The sequence below is a fragment of the Streptomyces shinuiensis genome, assembly GCF_043660855.1.
Lineage (GTDB): Bacteria > Actinomycetota > Actinomycetes > Streptomycetales > Streptomycetaceae > Streptomyces.
On sequence record NZ_JBIHML010000001.1, the window covers coordinates 4,181,532 to 4,208,016 of the forward strand.

At 72.5% G+C, this 26,485-nt stretch carries 27 protein-coding genes and 1 pseudogene; 5 read left to right on the forward strand and 23 right to left on the reverse strand.

What is annotated here, in order from left to right:
* Positions 1 to 6: 6 nt before the first annotated feature.
* From ACGRHY_RS18925 to ACGRHY_RS18970, 10 genes are all read right to left on the reverse strand, one after another.
* On the reverse strand, positions 7 to 1,218 hold the full coding sequence (locus tag ACGRHY_RS18925) for a phage major capsid protein (RefSeq protein WP_394636502.1): 1,212 nt from the start codon (positions 1,216 to 1,218) through the stop codon (positions 7 to 9).
* Positions 1,219 to 1,499: 281 nt separating this feature from the next.
* Complete coding sequence (locus tag ACGRHY_RS18930; RefSeq protein WP_394636503.1) at positions 1,500 to 1,766, reverse strand: hypothetical protein; 267 nt, start codon at positions 1,764 to 1,766, stop codon at positions 1,500 to 1,502.
* Entirely contained in the window at positions 1,763 to 1,918 is a 156-nt protein-coding gene (locus ACGRHY_RS18935; protein ID WP_394636504.1) for a hypothetical protein, read from the reverse strand. The genes ACGRHY_RS18930 and ACGRHY_RS18935 overlap by 4 nt, the downstream gene beginning before the upstream one ends.
* Positions 1,915 to 2,127: a hypothetical protein gene (locus tag ACGRHY_RS18940; protein WP_394636505.1), complete on the reverse strand. Its 213-nt coding sequence runs from the start codon at positions 2,125 to 2,127 to the stop codon at positions 1,915 to 1,917. Before ACGRHY_RS18940 ends, ACGRHY_RS18935 begins: the two co-directional genes overlap by 4 nt.
* 156 nt (positions 2,128 to 2,283) lie before the next feature.
* Complete coding sequence (locus ACGRHY_RS18945) at positions 2,284 to 2,673, reverse strand: HNH endonuclease (RefSeq protein ID WP_394636506.1); 390 nt, start codon at positions 2,671 to 2,673, stop codon at positions 2,284 to 2,286.
* Between the two features lie 46 nt (positions 2,674 to 2,719).
* The gene (locus ACGRHY_RS18950; protein ID WP_394636507.1) at positions 2,720 to 3,106 is read right to left on the reverse strand and encodes a hypothetical protein; all 387 of its coding nucleotides are present in this window, start codon (positions 3,104 to 3,106) and stop codon (positions 2,720 to 2,722) included.
* Between the two features lie 51 nt (positions 3,107 to 3,157).
* Entirely contained in the window at positions 3,158 to 3,571 is a 414-nt protein-coding gene (locus ACGRHY_RS18955; protein WP_394636508.1) for a hypothetical protein, read from the reverse strand.
* A 216-nt stretch (positions 3,572 to 3,787) separates the two neighbouring features.
* Positions 3,788 to 4,948, reverse strand: a complete 1,161-nt coding sequence (locus ACGRHY_RS18960) for an AAA family ATPase (protein WP_394636509.1) — start codon at positions 4,946 to 4,948, stop codon at positions 3,788 to 3,790.
* The gene (locus tag ACGRHY_RS18965) at positions 4,945 to 5,808 is read right to left on the reverse strand and encodes a bifunctional DNA primase/polymerase (RefSeq protein ID WP_394636510.1); all 864 of its coding nucleotides are present in this window, start codon (positions 5,806 to 5,808) and stop codon (positions 4,945 to 4,947) included. Before ACGRHY_RS18965 ends, ACGRHY_RS18960 begins: the two co-directional genes overlap by 4 nt.
* A gap of 241 nt (positions 5,809 to 6,049) precedes the next feature.
* Positions 6,050 to 6,250, reverse strand: coding sequence for a helix-turn-helix transcriptional regulator (locus ACGRHY_RS18970; protein WP_394636511.1), 201 nt, complete (start codon positions 6,248 to 6,250; stop codon positions 6,050 to 6,052).
* A 155-nt stretch (positions 6,251 to 6,405) separates the two neighbouring features.
* Here ACGRHY_RS18970 and ACGRHY_RS18975 point away from each other — a divergent pair, with 155 nt between their 5' ends.
* The 3 genes from ACGRHY_RS18975 (at position 6,406) to ACGRHY_RS18985 (ending at position 9,637) form a co-directional block, all read left to right on the forward strand.
* Entirely contained in the window at positions 6,406 to 6,975 is a 570-nt protein-coding gene (locus tag ACGRHY_RS18975) for a hypothetical protein (RefSeq protein WP_394636512.1), read from the forward strand.
* Positions 6,976 to 7,014: 39 nt separating this feature from the next.
* Positions 7,015 to 8,253 (forward strand): tyrosine-type recombinase/integrase, encoded by a 1,239-nt coding sequence (locus ACGRHY_RS18980; protein WP_394636513.1) that lies wholly within the window; start codon positions 7,015 to 7,017, stop codon positions 8,251 to 8,253.
* Positions 8,254 to 9,100: 847 nt separating this feature from the next.
* Positions 9,101 to 9,637, forward strand: coding sequence for a hypothetical protein (locus tag ACGRHY_RS18985; protein ID WP_394636514.1), 537 nt, complete (start codon positions 9,101 to 9,103; stop codon positions 9,635 to 9,637).
* A gap of 87 nt (positions 9,638 to 9,724) precedes the next feature.
* On the opposite strand, the gene ACGRHY_RS18990 is transcribed toward ACGRHY_RS18985, so the two are convergent.
* From ACGRHY_RS18990 to ACGRHY_RS19015, 6 genes are all read right to left on the reverse strand, one after another.
* A complete protein-coding gene (locus tag ACGRHY_RS18990) occupies positions 9,725 to 10,642 on the reverse strand; it encodes an oxidoreductase (protein ID WP_394636515.1) in 918 nt (305 codons plus the stop codon).
* A gap of 171 nt (positions 10,643 to 10,813) precedes the next feature.
* A complete protein-coding gene (locus tag ACGRHY_RS18995) occupies positions 10,814 to 13,081 on the reverse strand; it encodes a beta-xylosidase/alpha-l-arabinosidase (RefSeq protein WP_394636516.1) in 2,268 nt (755 codons plus the stop codon).
* Positions 13,082 to 13,128: 47 nt separating this feature from the next.
* Positions 13,129 to 14,049: a carbohydrate ABC transporter permease gene (locus ACGRHY_RS19000; protein WP_394636517.1), complete on the reverse strand. Its 921-nt coding sequence runs from the start codon at positions 14,047 to 14,049 to the stop codon at positions 13,129 to 13,131.
* On the reverse strand, positions 14,046 to 14,951 hold the full coding sequence (locus ACGRHY_RS19005; protein ID WP_394636518.1) for a carbohydrate ABC transporter permease: 906 nt from the start codon (positions 14,949 to 14,951) through the stop codon (positions 14,046 to 14,048). Before ACGRHY_RS19005 ends, ACGRHY_RS19000 begins: the two co-directional genes overlap by 4 nt.
* Positions 14,948 to 16,285 carry an ABC transporter substrate-binding protein gene (locus tag ACGRHY_RS19010; RefSeq protein ID WP_394636519.1) on the reverse strand — a complete coding sequence of 446 codons (1,338 nt, stop codon included), beginning with the start codon at positions 16,283 to 16,285 and terminating at the stop codon, positions 14,948 to 14,950. The genes ACGRHY_RS19005 and ACGRHY_RS19010 overlap by 4 nt, the downstream gene beginning before the upstream one ends.
* 156 nt (positions 16,286 to 16,441) lie before the next feature.
* Positions 16,442 to 17,461 carry a LacI family DNA-binding transcriptional regulator gene (locus ACGRHY_RS19015; protein WP_394638117.1) on the reverse strand — a complete coding sequence of 340 codons (1,020 nt, stop codon included), beginning with the start codon at positions 17,459 to 17,461 and terminating at the stop codon, positions 16,442 to 16,444.
* 192 nt (positions 17,462 to 17,653) lie between these two features.
* Here ACGRHY_RS19015 and ACGRHY_RS19020 point away from each other — a divergent pair, with 192 nt between their 5' ends.
* Positions 17,654 to 19,060 (forward strand): endo-1,4-beta-xylanase, encoded by a 1,407-nt coding sequence (locus ACGRHY_RS19020; RefSeq protein ID WP_394636520.1) that lies wholly within the window; start codon positions 17,654 to 17,656, stop codon positions 19,058 to 19,060.
* Between the two features lie 155 nt (positions 19,061 to 19,215).
* Here the strand turns inward: ACGRHY_RS19020 and nirD are convergent, their stop codons facing one another.
* The 5 genes and pseudogenes from nirD to ACGRHY_RS19045 all read right to left on the reverse strand — a co-directional run.
* The gene (gene nirD / locus ACGRHY_RS19025) at positions 19,216 to 19,662 is read right to left on the reverse strand and encodes a nitrite reductase small subunit NirD (RefSeq protein WP_394636521.1); all 447 of its coding nucleotides are present in this window, start codon (positions 19,660 to 19,662) and stop codon (positions 19,216 to 19,218) included.
* On the reverse strand, positions 19,659 to 22,265 hold the full coding sequence (gene nirB / locus ACGRHY_RS19030) for a nitrite reductase large subunit NirB (RefSeq protein WP_394636522.1): 2,607 nt from the start codon (positions 22,263 to 22,265) through the stop codon (positions 19,659 to 19,661). Before nirB ends, nirD begins: the two co-directional genes overlap by 4 nt.
* Positions 22,266 to 22,267: 2 nt before the next feature.
* Positions 22,268 to 23,641 (reverse strand): NAD(P)/FAD-dependent oxidoreductase, encoded by a 1,374-nt coding sequence (locus ACGRHY_RS19035; protein ID WP_394636523.1) that lies wholly within the window; start codon positions 23,639 to 23,641, stop codon positions 22,268 to 22,270.
* Between the two features lie 128 nt (positions 23,642 to 23,769).
* Entirely contained in the window at positions 23,770 to 25,017 is a 1,248-nt protein-coding gene (locus ACGRHY_RS19040; protein ID WP_394636524.1) for a cytochrome P450 family protein, read from the reverse strand.
* A gap of 168 nt (positions 25,018 to 25,185) precedes the next feature.
* Positions 25,186 to 25,407 (reverse strand): annotated as a pseudogene (locus ACGRHY_RS19045) (hypothetical protein); the annotation flags it as partial.
* A 134-nt stretch (positions 25,408 to 25,541) separates the two neighbouring features.
* Here ACGRHY_RS19045 and cutA point away from each other — a divergent pair.
* A complete protein-coding gene (gene cutA / locus ACGRHY_RS19050) occupies positions 25,542 to 25,871 on the forward strand; it encodes a divalent-cation tolerance protein CutA (RefSeq protein WP_394636525.1) in 330 nt (109 codons plus the stop codon).
* Between the two features lie 14 nt (positions 25,872 to 25,885).
* Here the strand turns inward: cutA and ACGRHY_RS19055 are convergent, their stop codons facing one another.
* Together ACGRHY_RS19055 and ACGRHY_RS19060 are read right to left on the reverse strand one after the other, a co-directional pair.
* A complete protein-coding gene (locus ACGRHY_RS19055; RefSeq protein WP_394636526.1) occupies positions 25,886 to 26,233 on the reverse strand; it encodes a type II toxin-antitoxin system PemK/MazF family toxin in 348 nt (115 codons plus the stop codon).
* Entirely contained in the window at positions 26,220 to 26,450 is a 231-nt protein-coding gene (locus tag ACGRHY_RS19060; RefSeq protein WP_394636527.1) for a ribbon-helix-helix domain-containing protein, read from the reverse strand. Before ACGRHY_RS19060 ends, ACGRHY_RS19055 begins: the two co-directional genes overlap by 14 nt.
* Positions 26,451 to 26,485: the final 35 nt, after the last annotated feature.

Consider the following 26,485-nt stretch of genomic DNA (forward strand, 5'->3'; position numbering starts at 1 on the left):
GCCCCCTTAGACCGCGGTGAGGTCAACCTCGACGATGGCGGACGGCCGCAGGATCTCCAGCCCGAACCGGCCCTCGAACCGGAACGTGACCATGTTCCGCTCGAAGTCGCTGGCGCCCACCCCGGCCCCGAGGGCATCCGGGCGGTACACGTTCTCGCTCCAGTCCAGGACACCGTCCTGCCGCACCTGCAGCCGCATCTGCGAGAAGTCCGCCAGATGCGCGGTGCCCGCGGTCGCGGCGTCCGACACGACCACCGGCACGCCCCACAGCCGCCGGTTCCCGGGGCTGATGACCGACTGCGGGCCGCCGTAGTAGAACACCGCCTCGTTGTCCTGCAGCAGCTCGACCGCTTCCCAGTCCTCCGGAGTCATCAGCCAGCCGGCGCCGCCCAGGTAGCCGTACCGCTCCAGCTTCGTCACGGCCTTGCGGGTCGTGGTCAGCAGGTTCGTGTCCCACGCCTGCACCTGCGACCCGGACACGTTCGCCATGCCGGTGAAGTGCTCGCCCGTCCCGTCCCCGTTGATGATCTCGTCCTCCAGGGCGAGATCCAGGCCCAGGCGCATCTCCTGGTCGATGAACTGCCGCAGCAGCGCGACATCGTCCAGATCCTGCTTGGCGATCGGCTCCGACAGGTGCGCGATCGTGCGGACCCGGTCATCCACCCGCTCCAGCGTGTACACCGAGGTCGGCTTCTTCGCGCCCTGCGCGACCACGGCCGCGTTGTTGGTGCGGGTCGTCTGCCGCAGATACCCGAACCGGCCCGTGCTGTTCGGCACGTTCGGCACCAGCTGGCGCACCGAGAGGACGGGCACATCGGAGCGGACCGGGTCCGGGTTCAACGGCACGTTCACCGCGACCGTGCCCGAGGCGAGGATGCCCTTGTACCCGTCCGGGCCGGCCACCGCCTTCAGCATCGTGTCGGCCCAGTCCGTGCCGCCCGACGCCTTCACCTTCGGGTGCGCGTCCGCGGCCTTCGCACCGCCGCCCGGCTCCACCGGGCCGCCGACACCGGCCAGCTGCGCGTGCATCGTCTCGAACGCCTTCGCGCGCTCCGCATCGGCCTTCAGGGTCTTGCCGCGCGCCAGCAGCTCGTCCACCTGGCGCACTTCGTCATCGGTGAAGTCCCGGCCCTCGGCCTTCGCCTTCTCGTGAATGGCCTGCGCCTCGGTGAGCGTCTTCTTCAGCTCGTCGCGCAGCGCCTCGAACGTCTTGGGCATGGTGGTCCCCTTCGGGAAGTCGTGTCATCTTCCCGGCGGGCTGGAGACCGTACCGCTCGACGGCGGGCCACAGGGGCGGGCCGGAACGGGAGGTACTCGACAGCGAACCGGAGGCGCCGAACGCGCGGACTCCGGCGGGCGGGGAGACATCCGGGGGACAGCCACGGGAGGCGGGCAACCGGCGGCGGTAGGTGCCGCGGCCGGTGCTGGCCTCCCGCGAGCCTCACGCTCACGGAGTCTCTCGCGGGCCGTAGCGGGCCGTTGATCAACCTGCGGTCATTCTAGCTGGACGGCCCCACGATCCGGGACGTCTCCACGCCGCGGCGGTACGTCGTCAGCTCCGCACACTCGCACCGGCAGCCCAGCGGCACCAGACGGGCCACACCGTCGCCCTGCGGGAACCACACCGCCCCCGAGCCGTCCGCCACCGCCCCCAGCCGCTCCGAGGCCGCCCACGGGCCCACAGGCGCCGTCTCGGCGTGCTCCAGCACCGCCAGCACCAGCAGCGTGCCCACGGCCTCCCTGCCGTCCACCACGCGCACCGTCATCCCTGCCTCCAGATCCGCTCATCCCAATGCGTGGCGGCCTCCAGATCCTCGGCCTCCACCTCGCCCTCGAACCGGCCCGACACCGTCCGCCGGCCCGTCGGCACCCGCACCGGGCGCCGCTCCTTCTCCGCCTGGTCCTGCTCATCGCTCATGCCGCATCCTCGCTTCCGTCGTCCAGCAGCTCCCGCAGCCGCGCCTCCAGCCGCAACCGCTCCTCCTCTACCTCGGCCGGCGGCTCCTTCGACCGCCCGAACTGGCCGAACCGGTATGCACGGGCCCGCTCCTCCACCGCCTCCAGCGCATGCTGCAGACGGCGCAGCTCGTACTCCGCCGCCCGGCGGCAACCAGTCGAGCAGTACACCGCCGGGCGCCCCGGCCCGCCCCGGGCAGGCAGCTCAACCGAGCACTTCCGGCACTGCAATTTCTCCACCTCCACAAAAGTCGAAAATCCGTGCAGCGGTGCGTTCCATTCACCGCGGCGGACCCCCTGGCGCACCGTCCAGCGATGCAGACCCATCTACCCCCGGCCGGCTCGGCGCCGTGCGAGTCGGCGCGCGTTGCCGCGGGCGGACTCGGCTCGGGACTTGGCGGCGTGGCAGTCGGGGCAGGCAAGGCCGAGGTTGTCCAGGTCTGCGGCTGCGCCGCCCTCGGCCACGGGCCGGATGTGGTCCAGGTCGAACGCCTGGCCTTCGTCCGGCTCTCGCCCGCACATGTGGCAGCAGCCGTTGTCGCGTGCGGTCACCTGACGCTTGAGCGACCGCCACTTGCCGCCGCTGATGCCGTACCGCTCGCGGATGGTTGGCCGGTTGGCCCACGGCTTGCGCTTGTGCTCGTCACATCTGCCGTGGTCGACGGCGAGCGCGCGGCAGGCCGGTTCGGTGCAGCGGCTCGGTGGTGCGGTGGGCATGGCTGGCCTCCTGTCTGCCGGGGTGGCCGGGGTGCCCCGGTGGGGGTCATGCTGCGGGCGGCGGGTCGTCGTCCTGGTGGGCGCTGCGTTCCATGAGCAGCAGGGCGTCCCGCGTCTTGGTGACGTTGGACGGCCGCGCGGTGAGGCCGAGTTCGGCGAGCGCTCCGAGGGCGACGGCCGCGGCCTGCCTGGCTTGCTGCGGGTCGACGGTGCTGAGCATCGCCGCGATGGTGTGGCTGTCGCGGTCGAGTGCCGCGAGTGCGAGGCGTGCGCCGACCTGTTCGGTGCGGCCGATGCGCACCAGCTTGGTGGCGTGCCGCTGCCGTAGTCCGTGCTGGCGTGCTTCGGCCAGTGCTGCTCTGCGGTCGCGTTGTGCCCGGCGCCTGCGTTCGGCTGCGGCTATCTGCTCGTTCACGACGTCATCGACGTTCACGGGGTCCTCCAAGGGTGAGGCCCCGGGCCGGATGCCCGGGGCCGGGGTGGGCTACTCGGTGGGGGCCTGCTCGGGGCGGTAGATGCGGACGAAGTTGCTGACGGTGGTGGGGAAGTCCACGTAACCGTCGCGGTCGGTGTCGGCGGGCTTCACGCTGCCGTCGTCGTAGACGAGCCAGGCGACGACGGGCGAGGAGTGAACGGTGCCGTCGTCGTCGCGGTACTCGGCCCGCCAGCCGTCACCGGGCAGCGCGGCAACGACCACGGGTTCACCCTCGTGCACGCCGACGTAATTGCTCCAGCTGCCCGCGTCCCGGAGCCTGCCCGTCTTACCGTCGACGACGAGCGGGTTGCCGTCGTCGTCCCAAGCGATGACGGGCTTGTTGGTGTAGTGGGTGCGGGTCTTCCCGTCCGCGCTCCCCTCGTGTCGGTAGATGGCTGTGAAGCGCTGGCTAGGGACGATCATCGGGTGCTCCTCTGTGGGTTGCTGAGGTGGTGACGAACATAGGCGGGCGGGGGCTTCCTCGGTGCCCTGGGCGCCCGTGTTCGACCTCGTCCCGGCTGCTGTGCTCACTGGCGGCCCTTGTTGTGACCTCGTCCTCGTCCCACCTATAGGGGTGGGACGAGGGACGAGGACTCACAACCTCGTCCGGGACGAAGTGGGGACGAGGTCGGGACGAGGTCATTCGGCTTCCTCCTCGTCCGGCTGCTGGCCGCCCATTCCGCTCGGGGCGGGGAGGCTGTGAAGGGTCGCGTTGCGGGGCCCGGGGGTGGCGATGACGCGCCCCTCGTCCACCAGCTCGGCCAGGGCCATGCGCTTGTCGGCTGCCTTGCCGGGGACGCGGTCTTCGACGCCTTTGCCGGACAGTGGTCCCTTGGCGCGGCCGATCGCTTCGAGGATCTTCCGCTTCAGCTCGGCGATGCGCTCCTGCTCGGCCTTCGCCTTCGTGTCGTCCTCGTCGCGCTGGACGGGCGGGTACAGGTGGCCGTCGGCGAACTCCGAGGACTCGGACTTCACAACCAAGTCGGCGAACCAGTGCAGGCCGCTGGAGTGCGGCAGCCCGTGCTTGCGCAGCTGTGCGGGCCGGTCCTTGGCGATGCGGATGCGTGACTTGCCGGTGACGCCGACTCCGAAGGGCCGGATGTTCTCGAGCATGTACATCACGCCGTTGAGCCCGTTGAGCTTGTGGACTCCGCCGAGGCTGTACCGGCCGCGGTTCTCGACGGACTTCACGACGTGGTCGAGGGTGACCACGGCGGCGCCGCTCTCGCTGAGCGGGCGCAGCAGTAGCCGGCCGAACTTGGCCACGTCGGTGTTGTCCTTCAGCTCCAGGCCGAACAGGGACATGGCCTCGGTGACGCCGTCGACCACGGCCAGCGTGGGCTTCAGCTTGAGCAGCTGGGCGAGGTCGAGCAGGTCTATCGGGGTCGGAGTGTTCTCGGGCCGGACGTAGTGGAAGTACGCGAATACGTCATCCCGGTGGGCGCCCAGCAGCAGCAGCCGGCCGACGACTCCGGCGGCGTCGTCCTCAAAGTCGAGGTAGATGACGTGGTTGCCGTCGTTGATCTCCTGTAGGCAGGCGATCAAGGCGAACCACGTCTTCCCGGCCTCGGACTCGCTGGCGACGCTGTTAACGCGCCCCGGGTAGAACAGGCCGACGCCGTCGTCCCGGCGGCCCACGGTGGGCTGCGCCGGCCGGTACGTGCCGTTCAGCACGTCGGCGAGGTCCTGGGCGGCCCATGTGCGGGGAGCCGCCTCCATGTGCTCATCGGGCGCCGGCGGCTGGCCGGGTGGCGGTGCTTCGCCGAGCCAGACCGGCGCCTCGATGTCCTGGTAGGTCACGCGGCGACTCCTGTGGTGCGTCGTGCGGATGCGATGGTGCGCAGCGCCTCGGCCTCGGCCAGCCCGGTGCGGGCGGCCGCCGCGACGAGAGCGGCCTCCACGTCGCCGGCCGCGATATGCCCGTCCCTCACGTGCGCCCACGCCTTCGCCGCGGCCCAGAACAGACGGTCGTTCCGCGTGCCTTCGGCCGCTTCGGCGACGACCCGCACCAGGCCGTCCAGGGCCCGCCCGCCGTTCCCGCCGCGCGGCAGGAGAACGGTCCGGGGCTGGACGATGGGCGGGGGCTGCATGAGCTTGAGCAGCAGCCCGGGAACGGGCTGGATGCCGACTTCACCGAGGGACGGGTGGAGGCCGTACAGGCCGTTGCGTCCTCGGCTGCCGGGGCCGACGAGGTACCCGCCGGTTCCGCGCACGTCGATGCCGGGCCCGAGTCGCCCGGCCGAGTTGGGTACGGCCACCCCTTCGGGCGCGGTGAACCACAGGTGGTATCCGCCGGTGGGGGTGCACACGGTGAGGGTGCGGGGCACGTCGAATCCGTGCTGGGCTGCGAGGTGGTGGAGGGTGGCGACGCCGTCGACGCCGTTCTTCCGGTCCAGGTCGAGCCCGATCATCCGGCCGCCGCAGGCGATGCCGTACCCGGTGGCGCGGGGCGCCAGCTCGAACAGACGCCGGGCCTGGCCCGGGTCGGTGGTGGCGTCGTGGACACCGTGGCCAGCCTGCCCGCAGTCGCCCTTGCAGGTGTGCCCCTTGCCGTGCGGGGAGCGGATGGCGGGGGTCTTGCTGGCGGACAGGGGGAAGACGGCGTGCCCGCGGTCGATGGCGTACAGGGCGCTGTTGAGCGCGTCGGTCCATGCGCTCATGGCGTCCACTCCTCGCCCATGGCGGTGATGGCGGCGCACCAGCGGCGGGCGGCGGCGCGCCGCGATTGGCGACTGGGCTGCTCGTCCAGGTGGGCGCGGATGCTGCCGAGGGTGATGTGCCACCGGGCCTTCTCGCGGTTGACTTCGGAGCGCGCTACAGTGCACGTGTCAGACCCGCCAGCCAGCAGGTTTGCTTTCGAGGCCCCGGGGCGCCCACCCCGGGGCTTCTTGCTGTCCCGGCTCATGCTGCGGCCTTCCTGTCGGTGGCCTGCTCGTCCAGCCAGGCGTCGACGTCCGACCACCGTGCCTTCAGGTGGCGCCCCACCTTGGAGAACCTCGGCCCGGTGCCCTTGTAGCGCCAGGTGTAGATGGTCGCGACCGTCACCCCGAGGTACTCGGCCACTTCTTCGATGCTGGCCAGGGGCCTGCGCTGACTCGCCATGTGATCAACCTTCCGCAGTGAAGCGATCCTGTCTCGATACTTGATCGAACTCCGTGCAGACTGGCACGAAATGACGAGAGAGGTCAAGTGTTGAAAGTTGATCGGCGTGGCGGCGTTGCTTGCTCGCTTAACCCGTCGGTCGGCATGATGACGGCATGACGCAGCCCAACATCTTGTCCTTCGGAGCCAGCGGGTGGATCCGGGTCACCTGGTCCGACCGCCCGTATCGAGTGCTCGCCAGAACGGTCGAGCGCGACGGCCGCCGAGTGATCGCTGACCTAGTGATTCGGTCCGACGGCCATGTCGACTCCAAGGTGATGAAGAAGGTGCCGGTTTCGTGGCTGGAGAGCACCGCGAACGTCCCGGACCGAGCGCGACAGCTCTCGGCAGGAGAGTCCGGCGGCGGCAGCAACACGCCCTCAGGTACCCCCATGTCGTCGGTCCTCGATGAGCTGGAGATCGCCATCGACGGCATGGCGATGGCCGCCCTGAGCACCCAGGAGCCCGTAACCCGTGAACGCTTGGCGCGTCCCGACGGCACCAATCCGGAGGAGTTCTACGCGCACGTAGCGTCCGCTTACCACGATGTCGTTCAGCGGACGAGCGCCGTCGCCCCCGTCCTGGCCGAAGAGGCTGGGGTGCCGGTCGCTACTGTTCGACGCTGGATCCAGGAGTCGCGCCGTCGTGGCTTCCTGCCCCCGGCCCGCCGGGGCCGGGCAGGGTAGTGGTCGGCAAGGGGCGGTTGAGCGGGAGGGGCGCCGAGGATGGCGAAAGTAGTGGATCGCTGGCACCTGTCCCGGCCGCCGTCGGATGCCGAGCCGTGCGGCGAGCACAGGGCGGCCGGCCGCGTGCTGGTGCCGAGCAAGGACCACGGCCAGGGGAAGCGCTGGCAAGTCCGCTACCGGGATCCGGCCGGCGTCCAGAAGAAGGAGAACTTCGCCCGGCGCCCCGAGGCTGACGCCCGGGCGGCCGAGGTTGCCAACGAGCTGAACCGCGGCGAGTACGTCGACCGGGCCACGCGACGGCAGACGTTCCGCGAGTTCGCCGAGCAGTGGCGCCAGTCGTTGACCCAGCGGGAGACGACCGAGCCGAAGGTGGAGCGGGCGCTACGGCTGCACGTCTACCCGCTGCTCGGCGACAGGCCGCTGAACGCCGTCACGCGCACGGACGTTCAGAGGTGGGTCAAGGACCGGCGGGCGGTGCTCACCCCGATCGGCCTGCGCACCCCGTACAACGCCCTGTCCTCGGTCATGGCAGCGGCCCTGTACGACGGGCTGATCCGCAAGAACCCGTGCCACAACATCGACCTTCCGGAGATCCGCCGGCCCGAGGCCGAGCCGCTGCATCCCGAGGTGGTGCGCGCGCTGCTGGACACGGCGTCCCCGCGGTACCGGGCGCTGTTGCGGCTGGCCGCGACCACAGGTCTGCGACAGGGGGAGTTGTTCGGGCTGGAGGATGACCGGCACATCGACCTGGAGGCCATGACGCTGGAGGTCGAGCAGCAGCTCGTAGGCCCGGACCGGGGCGTGCCGTACATCGGAGAGCCGAAGACGGAGAAGTCCTACCGCACGGTGCCGCTGTCGGCGTCGGCCGCCGCCGCCATCCGCGCGCACCGCGAGGAGTTCCCGCCGAAGGAAGTCGAGATCGAGGACCGGAGCAACCCGCGCCGGCCGGAGCAGCGGACTGCCCGGTTGCTGTTCGTCTCCGAGTACGGGGCGCCGCTGCGCCGGGGGTCGTGGGCGAAGCTGTGGGCCCGGAACGTGAAGCGCGCGAACAAGGCGCTGGAGGACGCGGGTTCGCCGCTGCGGGTGCCGGAGGGGGCGACGCTGCACCAACTGCGGCACTTCTACGCCTCGGTGCTCATCAAGCACGGCGCCTCGGTGAAGAAGGTCCAGCGGCGCCTGGGGCACGCCAAGCCGTCGATCACGCTGGACCTGTACGTCCACCTGTGGGAAGACGACGAGGACGACACGGCCGCGCTCATCGACGATGCTCTGAGCTAGTGCCCTCGTTGTGCCCTCACGGAGTTCTGATTCGCCTGCTGTGCAGGTCAGAACGCGTAAGGCGGCGCCTGTGCGGAGGCGCCGCCCTTCCGCGTGCCCGCACCGCCTCCAACCGGTCCCTCCCCCTCGGACAGCCTGCACGAGCCGGATCGTGGCGATGGTGGAAGCGGTGACCGGGAGGGGCCAGGTGCAGGACTCCGGGCGTCTGCGGCGGTGCCGACGGGGGATCGTCAGGTCGCCTCCAGGTGCGGTCGGGCGGGCCGGCACGACCGGTACCGGTGTTCGTGGTCGGCAGGCGGCGGTACGGCGGGCTGCCGCTTCCGTGGTGCGGGGTGGCACCGACAGGCGCGTGCCGGATGCCGCACGCCGGGTACGCCGCTCTCCCCCGGCCCGGCCTCGGCGCACTCGCCGTGAGCCCCGATGGCGCAGCGCTTGGAGGTGTGCTCCGCGCCGTCCGCCCGGGCTCCGATACCGGTCACCGACCCTGCCCTTGGAATGTGGCCTTCCGGGTCGGGCCGCCGACGTGCCTCCTCGTGGGTCACGACCCGGTGTGACGCCGCGCCGGTTCGAGGTCGGCCTCGGGCACCCTGGGCGACCTGCGGGGCGGAACGGTCCGCGTCGAGATCCGGGGCGCGATCGGCGGCGGCCCGGTGAAGCCCCGGGTCGGCTCCGGTCCGGTGCTGACCGTCCCCTTCGGCCGACCGGTCCTCGGCCCCGCGCGCGAGCCACGCGACTTCGGGCGCGCGCACGGCGGTCCGGGCGGTACGGTGTACGGTCGGAGTGTGGCCACGGCCGGTGAACTCCTGCGTTCGGCACAACAGTTGACCGACTGATCGGAGACCACACCGTGCGTACCCGCCGTGCCCGAGCCGCCGCGCTCGCCGTCCCCTTCGCGTTACTGCTGCCCGCCTGCTCCGGGAGTGCGGACCGGGAGGCGGGCGGCGGCCCGTCCTCACCGGCCGCGCTCCCGGAGCAGGCGGCCGGGCCCGCGTCCGAGGAACTGCGCGGCATCGCCTCGGCCTCGGCGGAGGCCGAGGAGTCCGCGGCCGCCTCGCCGCCGGGACCGACACCGGGCCCCGGGTCGGTCCGCGACGAGTTCGCCGGGCTCCAGGCCACTTTGGACGATTCCTGCGACACCCCGGGGAACTGCGAGTACCTGCTCAACCGGGTCGTCGACGAACTCGACGGCCTCGACGCGGCGATGAAGGCCGACGGCAAGGGCCCAGGCCACTTCCCCGAGCCGATCGAGTGGATCGCGCGGATGCGGGAGCGGATCGGGGAGGACCGTTCCTACGAACACCTCAAGTCCCACCAGGACCTGATCCTCGGCACCCGCGACCGGATCAACGTCTGGATGCAGGACCACCCCGACGACTACCGCTGACACCCCCGCCGCCGGGACCGCCGGGCGGCCGGTTGCCCCGACACCGGTCGTCGCGGCCGGGCCGGACGTACGGCCGGCGCGTACGGCTCAGCGCGCGGGGAAGTCGTAGCGCACGCCGGTGAGCCGTTCGGAGGTCTCCCACAGGCGTGCGGAGGTGGCGTCGTCACGGGTGCGGCGGGCGCGCGCAGACGGACCGGGCGTGCCGCGTACGCCCAGCACACGCGGGCCGGTGAAGGAGTCCGGGCGCACACCGGGAGCGGTGGCGGCGTACAGGGTGGGGGCCGCGCCCAGTTCCGGGGAGGAGGCGACCAGCCGGTTGAGCAGGTGCGCCCCGCGTTCCGCGACGCGGTTGCCGGCCAGCCGCGGCCCCTTGCCCTGGAGCTCGGTCGCCGAGTAACCGGGGTGGGCGGCGGCGGCCACCAGGCGGTGCTCGACGGTGCGGCGGGCCAGTTCGTGGGTGAACAGCAGGTTCGCGCTCTTGGAGCGGGCGTAGGCCGTCCACGGGTTGTACCGGACACCGCTCGCCGGGTCGTGCGGATCGACGTCCGACAGCAGGTGCGCCAGGCTGGAGACGGTGACCACCCGGGCGGCGGGGGCGGCCAGCAGCCGCTCCAGCAGCAGTCCGGTCAGCGCGAAGTGGCCCAGGTGGTTCACGCCGACCTGCGTCTCGAAGCCGTCGGCGGTCCTGGAGAACGGGATCGCCATCAGCCCCGCGTTGTTGACCAGCAGGTCCAGCCGGTCGAAGGGGAGCGTGTCGGCGAAGGCGCGCACCGAAGCCAGATCGGCCAGGTCCAGCACCCGCACCTCGGCCCGCGCACCGGGTGCCTCGGCCAGCAGCCGCTCCAGGGCCGCCTCCCCGCGTCCCCGGTCGCGGCAGGCGAGCGCCACCCGCGCGCCGCGCCGGGCCAGTTCGCGCGCGGTCACGTAGCCCAGGCCACTGTTGGCGCCGGTCACCACTGCCGTGCGCTCGTCCAGGCGGGGGATGTCCCGTACCGTCCAGCCCATCGGTGTCTCAGCTCCTCGCATCGGCGCCCGCCCGCTCCCACGGTGACGGCGCGATCGTCTCCTTCGCGCGGCACAGCGTAGGCCGGACGGGACGCCGAGGCGAGGAACGCGGCGCCGGCCGGGGGGCGGGGCGGGCGCCGGCTCGGGAGGGGCCCGGCCGAGGGACCCGGGTCAGGGCCGCAGGACGCGGACCTTCGTCCCGCAGGTCATCCGGCGTCCGAAGCCGACGGTGCGCTCCGGCCCGGTCAGGGGCAGCGGCACGGTGTGGCGCACGTCGGAGCTGGAGGCGGCCAGCCGCAGCTCCACCACCCCGGGCTCGACGACCCGCTGCCCGGGCCGCACGGTGTACGAGGCCAGGTCGGCGTGGAAGTCGAAGACGACCTCGGCCGCCTGTCCCGGCTCCAGCGTCACCCGGGTGTAGCCGACCAGTTGCACGACCGGCCGGGCGACACGCGCCACGGGGTCGTGCAGATAGAGCTGGACGACCTCGGTGCCGGCCCGCTCGCCGGTGTTGCGCACGGTGACGCGGACCTCGGCGGAGCCGCCGGTCGGCAGCGCGTCGGCGCCCGTGCCCGCGGCCTCCCACTCGAAGGAGGTGTACGACAGGCCGTGCCCGAAGGGGTACAGCGGCGTCGGGTCGATGTTGCTGGCGTCGCCCTTGAGGCCCAGCGGCGGCACGAGATAGGTCCACGGCTGTCCGCCGGTGCCGCGCGGCACGCTGACCGGGAGCCGTCCGGAGGGGTTGACCCGTCCGGTGAGCACCCCGGCGACCGCCGGTCCGCCCTCCTCGCCGGGGAAGAACGCCTGCACGACGGCGGCCAGCCGGCCCTCCCACCGGCCGAGCGCGTACGGGCGGCCGGTGAGCAGCACCAGCACCACGGGCTTGTCGGTGCTCTCCAGCAGGGCGTCCAGGAACGCCGCCTGGCCGTCGGGGAGGGCGAGGTCGGCGGCGTCGCAGCCCTCGCCGGATGTGCCGCGGCCGAAGAGGCCGGAGCGGTCGCCGAGCGCCGCGATGACGATGTCGGCGTCGGCGGGGGAGTCGGTCAGGACCGCTCCGGGCAGCTCGGCGCCCAGGGCGTCCAGCAGCGTGGGGATCTCCACGCCGACGGGCAGCTCGGGGTGCTCGACGCCCACGTGCCGGGGGAAGGTGTAGCAGCCCAGCATGGCGGCCCGCTCCTGTGCGTACGGGCCGACCACGGCTATGCGGGCGGTGGGGTGCACGGGGAGCGCGCCGCCGGAGTTGTCCAGCAGGACGACGGACTCCTCGGCCACGCGCCGGGCCACCGCCCGCATCGCGGGCGGGTCCAGGTCCACGGTGTCCGCGGAGGCGGCGGGCGGTGCGGCCGACCAGTCGGGGTCCAGCAGGCCCAGCTCGCACTTCTGCCGCAGCACCCGCAGCGCCGCGCGGTCCACCAGCTCCTCGGGCACCTCGCCGGAGCGCACCGCCTTCAGCAGCGGCTCGCCGTAGCAGCGCAGGCCCGGCAGCTCCACGTCCACGCCCGCGGCCAGCGCCAGGGCCGCGGCGCCGGCGGGGGAGTCGGCGACGCGGTGGGCCGTCTCCAGGAAGGAGACGCCGAAGTAGTCGGAGACCAGCGTGCCGGTGAAGCCCCACTCCTCGCGCAGCAGATCGGTGAGGAGCTCGGTGTGGGCGGCGGCCGGGACGCCGTCGAGGTCGTTGTAGGCGTGCATGACCGAGCGGGCCCCGCCCTCGCGCAGGGCCATCTCGAACGGCGGCAGGATCACGTCGGCCAGTTCGCGCGGGCCGATCGGGACGGGGCCGTGGTTGCGGGCGCCGCGGGAGGCGGAGTAGCCCGCGAAGTGCTTGAGGGTGGAGACGATCCCGGTGGACTCCAGGCCCGCCACGTAGGCGGTGGCCACCGTCGCGACCAGGTACGGGTCCTCGCCGATGGACTCCTCGGTGCGGCCCCAGCGCGGGTCGCGCACCACGTCCAGGACCGGCGAGAGGCCCTGGTGGATGCCGACCGAGCGCATGGAGTCGCCGATGGCCGCGGCCATCTCGCGCACCAGCGCCGGGTCGAAGGTGGCCCCCCAGGCCAGCGGAGTGGGGAAGACGGTGGCCTGCCAGGCGGTGAAGCCGGTCAGGCACTCCTCGTGGGCGAGGGCGGGGATGCCGAAGCGGTTGGCCGCGGCGACCTTCGTCTGGAAGGCCGCCAGGGCCCGCGCGCCCTCGGCCGGCTCCACGGGGGCGGTGCCGAAGGGGCGGGTGAGCTGGCCCAGACCGTGGGGCAGCAGGGCGTCCAGGTCGACGGTTTCGGAGACCTCGTGCTGGAGCGGGGCGACGTCCTCGCCGTCGGACTCGGAACCCGGCCAGACGCTGGAGAGCTGTGCGAGCTTCTCCTCCAGGGTCATCCGGGACAGCAGGTCGGCGGCGCGCTCCTCGACGGGTCGGGAGGTGTCCTGCCAGGGGTGGTGATGCATGGGGCTCCTTGTCGGGCGTCAGCGTGTCTCGCGCGTCCCCGTGGGACTCAGCGCCCGCCGGCGCCCATGAGGCCGTTGATGAGCTGACGGCGCGCGAAGAGGTAAACGACGAAGATCGGCACGATCGACAGCACGACCGCGGCGAGCAGCGCGGGGATGTCCACCCGGAACTGGCCGACGTAGTCGTAGAGGCCGAGGGTGAGGACCCGGCTCTCGCGCGACTGGGTGAGGATCAGCGGGAAGAGGAAGTTGTTCCAGGCCTGCAGCGCCGCGTAGACGCCGACGGTGGAGATCCCGCCCCGGGAGAGGGGCACGACGAGCTGGAGCAGGACGCGGGTCTGGCCCGCACCCTCCAGGGCCATCGACTCGTACATCTCCTCCTCGATGTCGCGCATCGTGGAGGACAGGATCAGCACGCACACGGGCAGGCAGAACGCCGAGACGGGCAGGATGACCGCCAGCAGGCTGTCGTACAGCCGCATCTCGGTGATCAGCAGGTAGATGGGGATGATCACCGCCTGGGCGGGGATGGCCAGGCCCAGCAGGAAGAACTGGAAGATCCGCTGCGAGGTCCGGCTGAGGGTGCGCACCACGGTGTAGCCGATGCCCACCGAGAGCACGATGACGATCGCCGCCGTGGCGACCGTGACGACCGCGGTGTTGAGCAGGTAGGTGAGGAAGTCGCTCTCCAGCACCGTGCGGTAGTTGTCGGACGTGAGGTCGCCCGGCAGACTCAGCGCACCCTCGTCGAAGTAGGAGTCGCGGTCCCGCAGCGTGGTGAGGACCAGGACGTACAGCGGCAGGCCGACGATGACCAGCCAGACGACGGAGGCGACACCCGCGGGCATGTTCCACTTGCGGACGCGGCGCAGCCTGCCGGGCAGGCCCCGGTCGTTGCGCGCCCGGGGCGCGTCGGCCCGTCCGGCGGCGGGGGAGGGCCGGCGCTCCGGTCTGGTGGCGGTCTTCACATCCCCTCCCGGGTGCTGCGCATCCTGCTGAAGCCGGTCGCCCGGACCATCAGCAGGGAGACGGCGGTGGCGACGATCACCAAGGTGGTGGCGACGGCGCTGGCATAGCCCATGTCGTACGCCTGGAAGCCGGTCTCGTACATCAGGTAGGGCACGATCGTGGTGTCCGTTCCCGGCCCGCCCTCGGTCAGGATGAGGACGGTGTCGAAGAAGGTCAGCGCGCCGACGACCATCAGCACCGAGGAGGTGATGACGGTGTTGCGCAGCTGCGGCAGGGTGATGGAGAAGAACTGCCGCACGGTACTCGCCCCGTCGATGGAGGCGGCCTCGTAGAAGGACCTGGGGATCTGCCGGGCGCCGCCCTGGTACAGCAGGGTGTGGAACGGGATGAACTGCCAGGCGGCCACGAACGCCACGGCGGCGAAGGCGCCGTCGCCGGTGCCGAGCAGATTGCCGTCCTCGATCCCCAGCCAGGGGCCGATCTCGGCGATCAGGCCGAAGTTGGGGTCCAGCAGCGACTTCCACAGCAGCGCCAGCGCCACCGAGGAGGCCAGCAGCGGCAGGAAGAAGATCGCGCCGAGGACGGCCCGGTTCTTCTGCCGGCCGGCCGACCACACGCCCAGCAGCAGGGCGACGGGCGTCTGGATCAGCCAGCTGACGCCGGTGAGCAGGATGCTCAGCCAGACGGCCTGCCGCATGGTGGGGTCGTCGAACAACCGTTCCCAGTTGCCCGTGCCGCTGATCGAGGGGAAGTCGCCGAGGCCGTCCCAGTCGGTGAAGGACAGATAACCGACCAGCGCCATCGGGCCGACGGCGAACAGGACGAAGAACAGCACGCCGGGGACCGCCCAGGCAATGCCCGGGCGGCCCACGCGCGGCGACGCGGTTGGTGCTTGCTTCACTTCAGGGCCTTCATGGCGTCGACGAACTCTTCGGGGCCGAGCTGCCTGTTGAAGAGCTTCTGGATGTTGGTGAGCATCGGCGAGGCCTGTTGCGCCGGCAGCGCCTGGTCCCAGGAGAGGGTGAAGTTCGGGGCGTCGCGCACCAGGTCGTACTGGAAGAGGGCGTAGTCGGGGGCGGGGTGTTTGGTGAGCATGTCCTCGGAACCGGAGGTGGCGGGCACGTCGCCGTTGTCCACCAGGGCCTCGGCGTACCACTCCTCGGCGGCGGTCCCGACGAACTCCAGGGCCGCCTCGCGCTCGGCGCCCTTCAGCTTGGAGTTGACCGACCAGAAGTTGGTGGGGTTGCCCACGACGTTCCTGGGGTCGCCCTTGCCGTCGGGGAGGGCGGGGAAGGTGGTCCAGCCCAGACCCTTCTCGGCGAACTCCTTCTGGTTGGCCTGCTGGTTGGAGTACTCCCAACTGCCCATCAGGTGCATGGCGGCCCTGCCCTTGGCGAAGAGCGTGGAGGCGCCGTCGGCGGTGTAGTTGACCGAGGCGTAGTTCTTGCCGAACGCCCCGCGGTCCACCAGGTCGCGGATGGTCTCGGCGGTCTTCAGCACGGCCGGGTCGCCCCAGGCCGAGGAGTCGCCGTCCTGGACGCGCTGGAAGACCTCGGCGCCGCCGATGCGGTCCAGCAGGTACTCGACCCACATCAGCTCGGTCCAGGCGTCGGTGCCGGCCAGTGCGAAGGGCGTGACGCCCTCCTTCTTGAAGGTGTCGACCAGTTCCAGCAGGTCGTCCCAGGACTCGGGCGGCTGGGCGCCGGCCTTCTCGAAGACGTCCTTGTTGTAGAAGAGGACCACCGGCTGCATGCCTCGCATCGGGACGCCGTAGATCTCGTCGTTCACCTTGCCCGCGTTGAGGATCGAGGGCAGGAACGCGTTCTTGAGCTCCTCGTCCTTCCGGATCTCGGGCGTGAGGTCGACCAGCATGTCCTTCTCGACGAAGTTGCTGATGCTGCCGCCGCCCCAGTTGAAGAAGACGTCGGGGGCGTTGGGGGTGCCCATCGCACTGCGCATCTTGTCCTGGTAGCCCTCGCCGGGCACCTCGACGAGCTCGGCCTTGACGTCGGAGGTCTTGTTGAACCGCTCGACGGCCTCGCGCTGCACCTTGGTCGAGGCGTCCTGGTAGACCCACACCTCCAGGGTGCCGCCGGCCTTCTCCTCGCCCGGCCCGCCACTGCCGCAGGCGGTGAGCACGGAGGCGGCCAGCACCGCCGCCGTCAGCTTGGCGGCGTGGCTCCGCCCGAATCCCTTGCGGCCTCTCGTGGCCGAGCTCTGCACTGCTGTTCGCATCGCGTACCTTCCGGAAGGAACCCGAAAATTATCGGTAGTGGTGGTGGGAAAGTACGTACGCGCTCCAGCGGTGTCAACAGGTCTGACAAAAACGGGACCCATGACCCGGCGGCGTGACGCGCCCGTTGTGCGGAGTTGTCCGGTCCGCCGTCCGGGTCAGCCCCGCGGCGGCGCCGTGCTGGCACGAACGACCAGCTCAGTGGCAAGTTCCACGCGCGGGGAGTCGATCTCCTCGCCCCTGGCCTGGCGCAGTACGGTGCGGGCCGCGACCTTGCCCATCTCCACCAGCGGCTGACGCACCGTCGTCAGCGGCGGAGCGGACCAGCGGACTTCCGGAAGGTCGTCGAATCCGACGATGCTGACGTCCTCCGGCACCCGCATCCCGCGCCGCCGCAGCGCCTCGATCGCGCCCAGTGCCATCTGGTCGCTGGCGGCGAACAGGGCGGTGGGCGGCCCGTCCAGGTCCATCAGCCGGTTGCAGCCGGTGAAGCCGGACTCGTGGTAGAAGTCGCCCGGCGCCATCAGCCGGTCGTCCACGGGGACGCCGGCGGCCTCCAGCGCGGCGCGGTAGCCGTCCAGCCGGGCGCGGCTGCACAGCAGTCTCGGAGGTCCGGCGATGAAGCCGATGCGGCGGTGGCCCAGCTTCAGCAGGTGCTCGGTGGCGGACATGCCGCCGGCCCAGTTGGTGGCGCCCACCGTCGGCGCGTCCAGGGCCGGGGAGCCGGAGGGGTCCACCACCACCAGCGGCACGCCCAGCCGGTGCAGCTCCTCGTGGAGGACCGGCTCCAGGACCGAGGTCACCAGGATCACGCCCCCCGAGGCGCGGGCCCGCAGATTGCGCATCCACTGCCGGGCCGAGCCCGCGCGGTCGTGGATCGCCGAGACCACCGTGCCGAAGCCGACCTCGTGCGTGGTCTCCTCCACGCCACGGATGATCTCCACCGCCCAGGGGCTGTCGAGATCGTTGAAGACCAGGTCGATCAGGGCCGGCCGGTCGCCGGAGGAGGCCGTGCGGCGGCGGTAGCCGTACTGCCGCAGCAGCTCCTCGACCCTGGCCCGGGTCGCGGGCGCGACGTCCGAGCGGCCGTTGACCACCCGCGAGACCGTGGGGACCGAGACCCCCGCCTCCTGGGCGATCGCCGTGATCGTGACCTTCTGCTCCACCTTGGACGCCATCCTCCGCTCCGCGGCCTTGCCGGCCGCGGCGACCGCGCCGTCCGTCATGCCCTCTCCCATGCTCCCTCTCCTCCACACGCGCACACCGTTGACGGGCGTTCCCATCGGCTCTACCGTTCCCGGCGCACCCTCGAAACCTTCCAACAGTCTTCCGGAAGAAGTTCCGGGGCGTCGAGAGAGGGACACCCCAGCATGAGGCAGCACCGTGTACGCACCGTACGTCGTTTAGCCCGGGCGGCCGTAGCCGCATCCGCCGCGGCCGCGGCCCTGACCTTCGGGTTCAGCGCTCCGAGCCAGGCGGCAGACCCCTCCCTGCGCGAGGTCGCCGAGTCCACCGGCCGCTTCATCGGCACGGCCGTCAACGACGGCCTGCTGAGCAACGGGACCTACAGCGACATCGTCAGCACGGAGTTCGACAGCGTCACCGCCGAGAACGCCATGAAGTGGGAGTCGGTCGAACCCCAGCGCGGCCAGTTCAACTGGGCCGGGGGCGACCGTCTGGTCCAGTTCGCCCAGGACAACGGCCAGCTCGTCTACGGCCACACCCTGGTCTGGCACAGCCAGATGCCGGGCTGGCTGCAGAACGGGTCGTTCTCGAACACCGAGCTGCGCCAGATCATGACCGACCACGTCACCACCCAGGTCAGCCGCTACAAGGGCAAGGTCCGGCGCTGGGACGTGGTCAACGAAGCCTTCAACGAGGACGGCTCGTTCCGGCAGAGCAAGTTCTACCAGCAGCTCGGAGCGTCCTACATCGCGGACTCCTTCCGGGCCGCCCGCGCCGCGGACCCGGACGCCAAGCTGTTCATCAACGACTACAACACCGAGCTCGACAACGCCAAGAGCGACGGCCTGTACCGGCTGGTCGGCGACCTGCTGGCGCAGGGCGTGCCGATCGACGGCGTCGGCTTCCAGAACCACCTCATCGTCGGCCAGGTCAACGGCCCGGCGATCCGGCAGAACCTCCAGCGCTTCGCCGACCTGGGCCTGGAGGTCGCGGTCACCGAGCTGGACATCCGGATGCAGATGCCGTCCGACGGCTCCAAGCTCCAGCAGCAGGCCCGCGACTACCGGGCGGTGGCCGACGCCTGCCTGGCGGTCTCCCGGTGCTCCGGCATCACCGTCTGGGGCGTCAGCGACCGGGACTCCTGGGTGCCGGACGTCTTCCAGGGGCAGGGTGCCGCCTGCCCCTGGGACGAGAACTACCGGCCCAAGCCGGCCTACGACGCGCTGCGCGACGCCTTCGTCGCTGCGGGCGGCGACCCGGGCGACCCCGACCCGCCCACGGGCGACTGCTCAGCCGTCTTCACCGTCTCCAACCGCTGGGACACCGGCTCGGTCGTCTCCGTGACCGTCCGCACCGGACAGGCCCTCGACGGCTGGCGCGCGCAGTTCGACCTGCCGGCCGGTGTGAGCCTGGCCAACGGCTGGAACGGCGGCTTCTCGCAGAGCGGCAGCACCGTCACCGTCACCAACGCCGCCTACAACGGCACGGTCCCGGCCGGGGGGACGATCTCCTTCGGCTTCCAGACCAGCGGGGGCGCCGCCCAGGACGGCACCCGCGTCAGCCTCGGCGGACAGGAGTGCGCCGCGGGCTGACACCGGCTCCCGTCCGGTGCGCCGAACCGCCGGGGCAGGGCGGCCGGCGTGCCGGCCGGGGCGGAGCCGGGCCCCGGTCGCGGCCCGCCCCACACGGGCCGCGGCCGGGGCCCTTCCGCCGTTCTCCGTCGCTCTCCGCCGTACCGCGGTGCTCCTCAGCTCGTGCGGACGGCGTACACCGGCACCGACGCCGCGTCGTCGTCCAGGCACCGGCCCGTGGTCAGGTCGAAGCGCTGCTTGAGCAGCGGGGAGGCCACGAACGCCCGGCCGTCCACCGAGCCCAGCAGCCCGCGCGAGAGCACGTAGGCGCCGGTGAACGGGTCGCGGTTGCCGACGGCGTACGTCCGGCCCGCCCGGTCCCGGAACACGGCGACCTGCCGACCGTCGGGCAGCAGCGCCGCCACCCCCCGCCCCGGCACCAGATCGGACAGGCCGCACACCGCGGCCCAGCCGCCGCCGGCGTGCACCTCCACCCGCGCCCCGGCCGCCCGTCCCTCCCCGGAAACGGCGGCGGGCGCCGCCCCGGTCGTCACCGCGGTCGTAACTTCGGTCCTCGCTTCGGTCCTCGCTTCGGTCGTCGTCTCGGTCGTCGCCGTGGTCATCGGGCCGCGCTCCCTTCGAGGGCTTCGAGCGTGCGGACGGGGATGTCGGGGCCGGACAGGAGCGTCAGGTCGGGCCGGACCTGCTCGCGCTCGGCGACGAACCGCACCGACGGGTCCGGCGCGTCGGGGGCGTTGACGAAGGACACGAAGCGCCGCAGCCGCTCGGGATCGTCCAGCGTCGCGGCCCACTCGTCGCGGTAGTTCGCCACATGGCCGGCCATCAGGGCCTCCAGTTCGGCGCACAGCCCCAGTGAGTTGTGGACGACCACGTCGCGCACGTGGTCCAGGCCGCCCTCGATCCGCTCCAGCCAGGCAGCGGTGCGCTCCAGCCGGTCGGCGGTGCGGATGTAGAACATCAGGAAGCGGTCGACCAGCCGGACCAGCTCGGCGTCCGACAGATCCTTGGCCAGCAGGTCGGCGTGGCGCGGGGTCGCGCCGCCGTTGCCGCCCACGTACAGGTTCCAGCCGTTCGCCGTGGCGATCACGCCGAAGTCCTTGCCCCGGGCCTCGGCGCACTCGCGCTGGCAGCCGGAGACCGCCCCCTTCAGCTTGTGCGGCGCGCGCAGGCCCCGGTAGCGCAGCTCCAGGTCGATGGCCATGCGCACCGAGTCCTGCACCCCGTAGCGGCACCAGGTCTGACCCACGCACGACTTCACCGTGCGCAGCGCCTTGCCGTAGGCGTGGCCCGATTCGAAACCGGCCTCCACCAGCCGTGCCCAGATCGCCGGGAGCTGGTCGACACGGGCGCCGAACAGGTCGATCCGCTGGCCACCGGTGATCTTGGTGTAGAGGCCGAAGTCACGGGCCACCTCGCCGATCACGATCAGCTTCTCGGGTGTGATCTCACCGCCGGGGACGCGCGGCACGACCGAGTACGAGCCGTTGCGCTGGAGGTTGGCCAGATGGTGGTCGTTGGTGTCCTGCAGGCCTGCCTGCTCGCCGTCCAGGACGTAGCCGCTGGCCCCCAGCGCCGGGGCGAGCGAGGCGATGATCGAGGCGGCGGCCGGCTTGCAGACCTCGCAGCCCTCCCCGCCGCGGGCCTCCGGGCGGCCGTGGCCGTCCAGCAGCTCGGCGAAGGTGGACAGCCGCCGGGTGCGGACGATCTCGTACAGCTCGCCGCGGGTGTGGGCGAAGCAGCCGCACAGGCCCTTGTCGACGGTGATGCCGCTCGCCTCCAGCTCGTCGTCGACCAGCCTGGCGAGCACCTTCACACAGCTTCCGCAGCCGGTGCCCGCCTTCGTGCACTTCTTCACCTCGGGCACGGTGGTGCACGCGTGGTCGGTGACGGCCGCGCGGACGGCGCCCTTGGTGACGTTGTGGCAGCTGCACACCACCGCGTCGTCCGGCAGCGCGGACGGCCCCAGTGCCACCGGCGCCCCGGCCCCGGCCGGCAGGACGAGCTGCTCGGGCGCCACCGGCGGGACGGTCCCGGTCAGCGGGCGCAGCGTGCCGTACGCCTCGGCGTCGCCGACCAGCACACCGCCCAGCAGGGTGCCGTCGGAGGCGACCACCAGCTTCCTGTGGACCCCGGCCCGGGAGTCGGAGTAGACGACGTCCAGACAGCCCTCGGTCCTCCCCAGCGCGTCGCCGAAGGAGGCCACGTCCACGCCCAGCAGCTTGAGCTTGGTGGAGGTGTCGGCGCCGGTGAAGGACCCCCCGGTTCCACCGGCGATCGCCTCGGCCGCCACCCCCGCCATCTCGTAGCCCGGCGCCACCAGGCCGTACACCATGCCGTCAACGGTCCTGGCGCACTCGCCGATGGCGTACACCGCGGCGTCGGCGGTGCGGCAGCGCTCGTCCACGGCGATCCCGCCGCGCTCGCCGACTTCCAGACCGGCCGCCCGGGCCAGCTCGTCGCGGGGGCGCACCCCCGCCGAGAAGACCACCAGATCGGTGGCGATCGCCGAGCCGTCCGACAGCGTCATCGCCGTGACTGCGCCGTCCGCGCCGGCGGTGATCTCCCTGCCGCCCACACCCGTGTGGACGGTCAGGCCCATCCCCTCGACGGTGCGGCGCAGGGCGGCGCCGCCGCCCTCGTCGACCTGGAGGGCCATCAGACGCGGGTTGAACTCCACGATGTGGGTCTCAAGGCCCAGACCGCTGAGGGCGCCGGCCGCCTCCAGGCCCAGCAGGCCGCCGCCGACGACCGTGCCCACCCGGCTCCTGCCCGCGTACTCCTCGATGGCGAGCAGATCCTCCACCGTGCGGTAGACGAAGCAGCCGGTGCTGTCGCTTCCCGGCACGGGCGGCACGAACGGGTAGGAACCGGTGGCCAGCACCAGCGTGTCGTAGCCGATCTCCAGCCCGGCGCGCGAGGTCACGGTGCGCGCCTCGCGGTCGATCGCGACCGCCGGGTCGCCCAGGCGCAGCTCGATGCCGTGCCGCTCCATGAAGCCCTCGTCCACCAGGGACAGCTCCTCGGGCGTGCGGCCGGAGAAGTACGAGGTGAGCTGCACGCGGTCGTACGCCGGCCGCGGCTCCTCGCACAGCACGACCACCCGGGCCCGCCCGGTCACCTCCCGGCTCGCGAGCTCCTCCAGGAACCGCTGGCCGACCATTCCGTGCCCGACGAGCACGATCGTGGGGCGTGGCGTCCGTGGCATGTCTACAGGCCTCCATCGTTGGTGAGCAGGTGGAGCAGCGGGGCGGAGGGCAGCGGCTCGCCGTCCTCCCAGGCGCGGGCGAGAGCCCCGACGGTGCCGAGGTCGCCCAGGAGGATGCCGCCCACCAGCCGGTCGCCGCGGACGACGACCTTGCGGTAGACGCTGCGGGTGGCGTCGGCGAGGCGGACGACGTCGTCGCCCGCGCGGGGCACGGTCTCGCCGAACGCGGCGAGGTCCAGCGCACTTCCGGGTCCGGAGGGGGGCGGGTCGAGGGTCAGCCGGGTCAGCGCCCGGGTGCCGGTGTACGCGGGGGAGCCCGCACCGGCCGCCGCGCCACCCGCCGCGCTGTCCACGGCGTTGTCCACGGCGTTGTCCACGGCGTTGTCCGCCAGCAGGACGCGGGCCAGCGCGTCGGCCTGCTCCTGGGCGGCGCCGGCCAGCCCGTAGACCCTCCCGCCGTGCTCGGCGCAGTCGCCGGCGGCGTGGATCCGGGGATCGCCGGTGCGCAGCTCGTCGTCCACGACGATCCCGTCGCGGACCTCCAGACCGGCCGCCCGGGCCAGCCCGGTCCGCGGGCGCACCCCGCAGGCGAGGACGACCAGCTCGGCCTCCAGCCGGTAGCCGTCGGCCAGTTCCACGCCGCGGGCCACGGCCCCTCCACCGGCGGCCCCCTCCCCGGCGCTCCCCGCGGTCAGCAGGCCGCGGACGCGGCACTCGGTGTGGACCTCGACGCCCAGCCCCTCCAGATGCCCGCGCAGCAGCGCCGAAGCGCGGGCGTCCAGATGACGCTCCATGAGGTGTTCGCCCTGGTGGGCGAGGACGGTGCGCACCCCGCGCCCGGCCAGTGCGCGGGCGGCCGAGACCCCGAGCAGGCCGCCGCCGACGACGACGGCCCGCACCCCGGGCCGTACCGCCGCCTCCAGTGCCCGGCAGTCGGCCAGGGTGCGGAAGGGGTGCACGCCACGGGGCGGTTCGTGCCCGCAGCCGGGGAAGAGCCCGCGCAGCGGTGGCAGCACCGGATTGGAGCCGGTGGCCAGCACCAGGGTGTCGTACGGCAGCGATGAGCCGTCGTCGCACCGCACCAGCCGCTCGGCCCGGTCCAGCCGCACCGCCCGCACACCGCGCAGCCAGCGGGCGGCGGGCGGTGCGGGCAGGCCGATCACCCCCGGCGCGTACCGCCCGGCCAGCACCCCGGCCAGCAGCACCCGGTTGTACGGCGCATGGGGTTCCTCACCGACGACCGTCAGGTCCACGGCCGCGCCATCGGTGCCCTCGGCACCGGCGGCACCGAGGGCACCGGCGGCGGAGAGCTGCCCGGCGAGCCGGGCGGCGGCCATTCCGCCGCCGATCACCACCACACGCTTCTTCGAGGCCATGCGGAAAGCGTGCGATGCGGCTGTTTCCCGGCCGCATCACCGCTGTTTCCCGGCGGCAACACCGCCCTCAGCGCACCCGGCCCCCGGCTGTGAGTTCCGGGCGGACTACCGCATCCCCGAGCGGACCCTCAGGGGGCCAGGCGGACGGGCAGCGCCGCAAGGCCCCTGGTCCACGGCGACGACGCCCAGGCCAGACGATCCTCGGGCACGGCCAGCCGCAGGCCCGGCAGCCGCCGCCGCAGCACCTCCACCGCCGTCCGCGCGATCAGCCGCGCCTGCGGCTGGGCCGGGCAGGCGTGCGGTCCCGCGCCGAACGCCACATGCGCGCGGTTGCCCGGCACCGGCCGCCCGCACGAGGGCAGCACCAGGGGGTCGCGGCCCGCGGCGGCCAGCCCCAGCACGAGCATGTCCCCGGCCCGCACCTCCTGCCCGCCCAGGCGGACGTCGCGCAGGGCGTAGCGGCCGGGGAGGTTCTGGGTGGGCGGGAACCGCCACAGCACCAGGTCCAGCGCCTCGTCCAGGGTCAGGTGCCCGCCGTCCAGCGAGGAGCGCAGGGCCGGATCGGTCAGCAGCAGGCGCAGCGTGGTGGCGATCCAGTTCTTCGTCGTCTGGTGGGCGGCCACCACCGTCACCACCAGGTTGTGCAGCACCTCCTCCTCGCGCAGCGAAGCGGGGTGCGTCAGCAGCCAGGAGATGATGTCGGGGCCCGGCGCGCGCCGCTTCTCCCGCACCAGGGCCAGCAGGACGCGCTCCAGCCGGCGGCCGGCGTGGACGGAGTCGGCGTTGGCGGCGGCCGTGCCGGCGACGGCCTCCGCCAGTTTCCGGCTGACCAGCTCGTCCGTCCCCAGCAGCCGGGTGACGACCCGCGCCGGCAGGCGGTGCGCGTAGTGCGGTACGAGGTCGGCCTCGCGCCGCCCGTCGAAGGCGTCGATCAGCCGGTCGGCGGTGTCGCGCGCCAGGCGGCCCAGCTCGGTGCAGTCGACCCGGCCCAGCGCGTCGGCGACGGCCGACCGCATCCGCCGGTGCCGGTGCCCGTCGGCGAACATCAGGGCCGGACGCCAGCCGGCGAACGCCAGCAGCGGGGAGTCGGCCGGCACACGCCCCTCGCGCAGCAGACGCCAGTGCCGCGGGTCGTGGCTGAAGTCCCCTTCGCAGCGGGCCACTCGCAGCAGTTCCTCGTAGCCCATGACCAGCCAGGCGCGCGCCCCCGGGGCCAGGGCGACGGGTGCGACCGGTCCGTGTTCCGCGCGCAGCCGCTCGTACAGGGCGGGCAGGCCGTCGCCGTCGAGGCCCGGACCGTACAGCGGGACGTGGCGCGAGCGGCCGGGGTGTCCCGGTGGCGTCTCGGCCTGGGAGCGGCGGGGGGCAGCGGTCATGTGGTGGCTCCGGGGGAGGGGGGGGAAGGACGGGAGGGGGGAGCGGCCCGGGGGCGGCCCGTACCACCGGAGACAACGCGCCGGCGGCCGACGCGGTCAACCGCCTTATCCGAAAAGAGTCCTGGAATACCACTCAGGAGTGAGTGACCGGGCGGCGGGCGGCGCGGATCAGTGCGCCAGAGCCCGCTCAAGGCCCCGCTCGCGCGGGCCGAGGAAGTGCGGATCGGGGGTGAACGTCGCCTCCAGCCCGGCCTTCACCGCGCCCCCCACCTCGCGCAGCGCGCCGTAGTACCAGGTGGCGTCGTGCGGCTCGGCGACACCGACGCCGTGCGCGTCGACCCCGGCGGCCCGGCACAGGGCCAGCGCGCGGCGCATGTGGAACCCCTTGGCCTTCATCGAGCTGATCACCATACCGATGGAGACGGACCGGACCACGCCGCGGTTGCCGCGGTTACGGTTGGCAGGCGGGACCGCGAAGGCGGCGAGGGCCGCGAAGGCGGCGAGGAAGAGAGGGAACGGCGGCCATGGCGGAGACGGGCGTCCTGACGGTGCTGACCACAACCGACAGCCGGGAGAAGGCCGAGGTGCTGGCGCGCGGCGCGGTGGAGGCCCGCGTCGCGGCGTGCGCCCAGATCTCCGGCCCGGTGACCTCGGTCTACCGGTGGGAGGGCGAGGTGCGCGCCGAGCCCGAGTGGCAGGTGCTGCTGAAGACGGCGGCGGACCGCTACGACGCCCTGGAGGCACATCTGCGCGCGGCGCACGACTACGACACCCCCGAGATCATCGCCACCCCGGTCGTCCGGGGCGGCGCGGACTACCTGGCCTGGGTCGCTCGGGAGACGCGCGGCTCCTGAGCCGTGCGGCAGCCTTACAGGGCCAGATGACGGCGCAGGGCGGCGTCGAGGTCGGCCAGGACGTGCGACGGCAGTGCACCGACCCGGTGCAGCAGCCGCTCCACGGCTACGGAGCGCACCTGTTCGCACTGGGCTTTGGAGTCTTTGCGCAGCCCGCAGTCCGCGGCCTTGAGGAGCACCTGGAACGGGTAGACACGTGTGGTGTTGGACGTCACGGGCACCACGGTCAGCACACCCCGGCCGACGCGGTCCACCGAACGGTTGGCCGCGTCGTTGGAGACGATGACGGCGGGGCGTGCCTTGTTGGCCTCGTTGCCGCGGGCCGGGGCCAGATCGACCAGATAGACGTCACCGCGCCGCATCGCCGAGCCCGTCCGCAGCGGTCGCGTCCCACAGCTCCGCGTCCTCGTCCTCGGCCCATTCCTGCCAGGCGGCGGTGTAGTCCTGTTCGAGTTCCGAGGCGCGCAGCAACTCGATAGCGGCGTGTATCACGGCCGATCGCGACTCGACCTCGGCTCTGGCGGCGTATGCGTCGACGAAGGCGATGTCTTCCTGGGGGAGGCTCACACTTACCTTCATACCGCCGATGGTACATCGGTGGCTTCGCTGGTGCT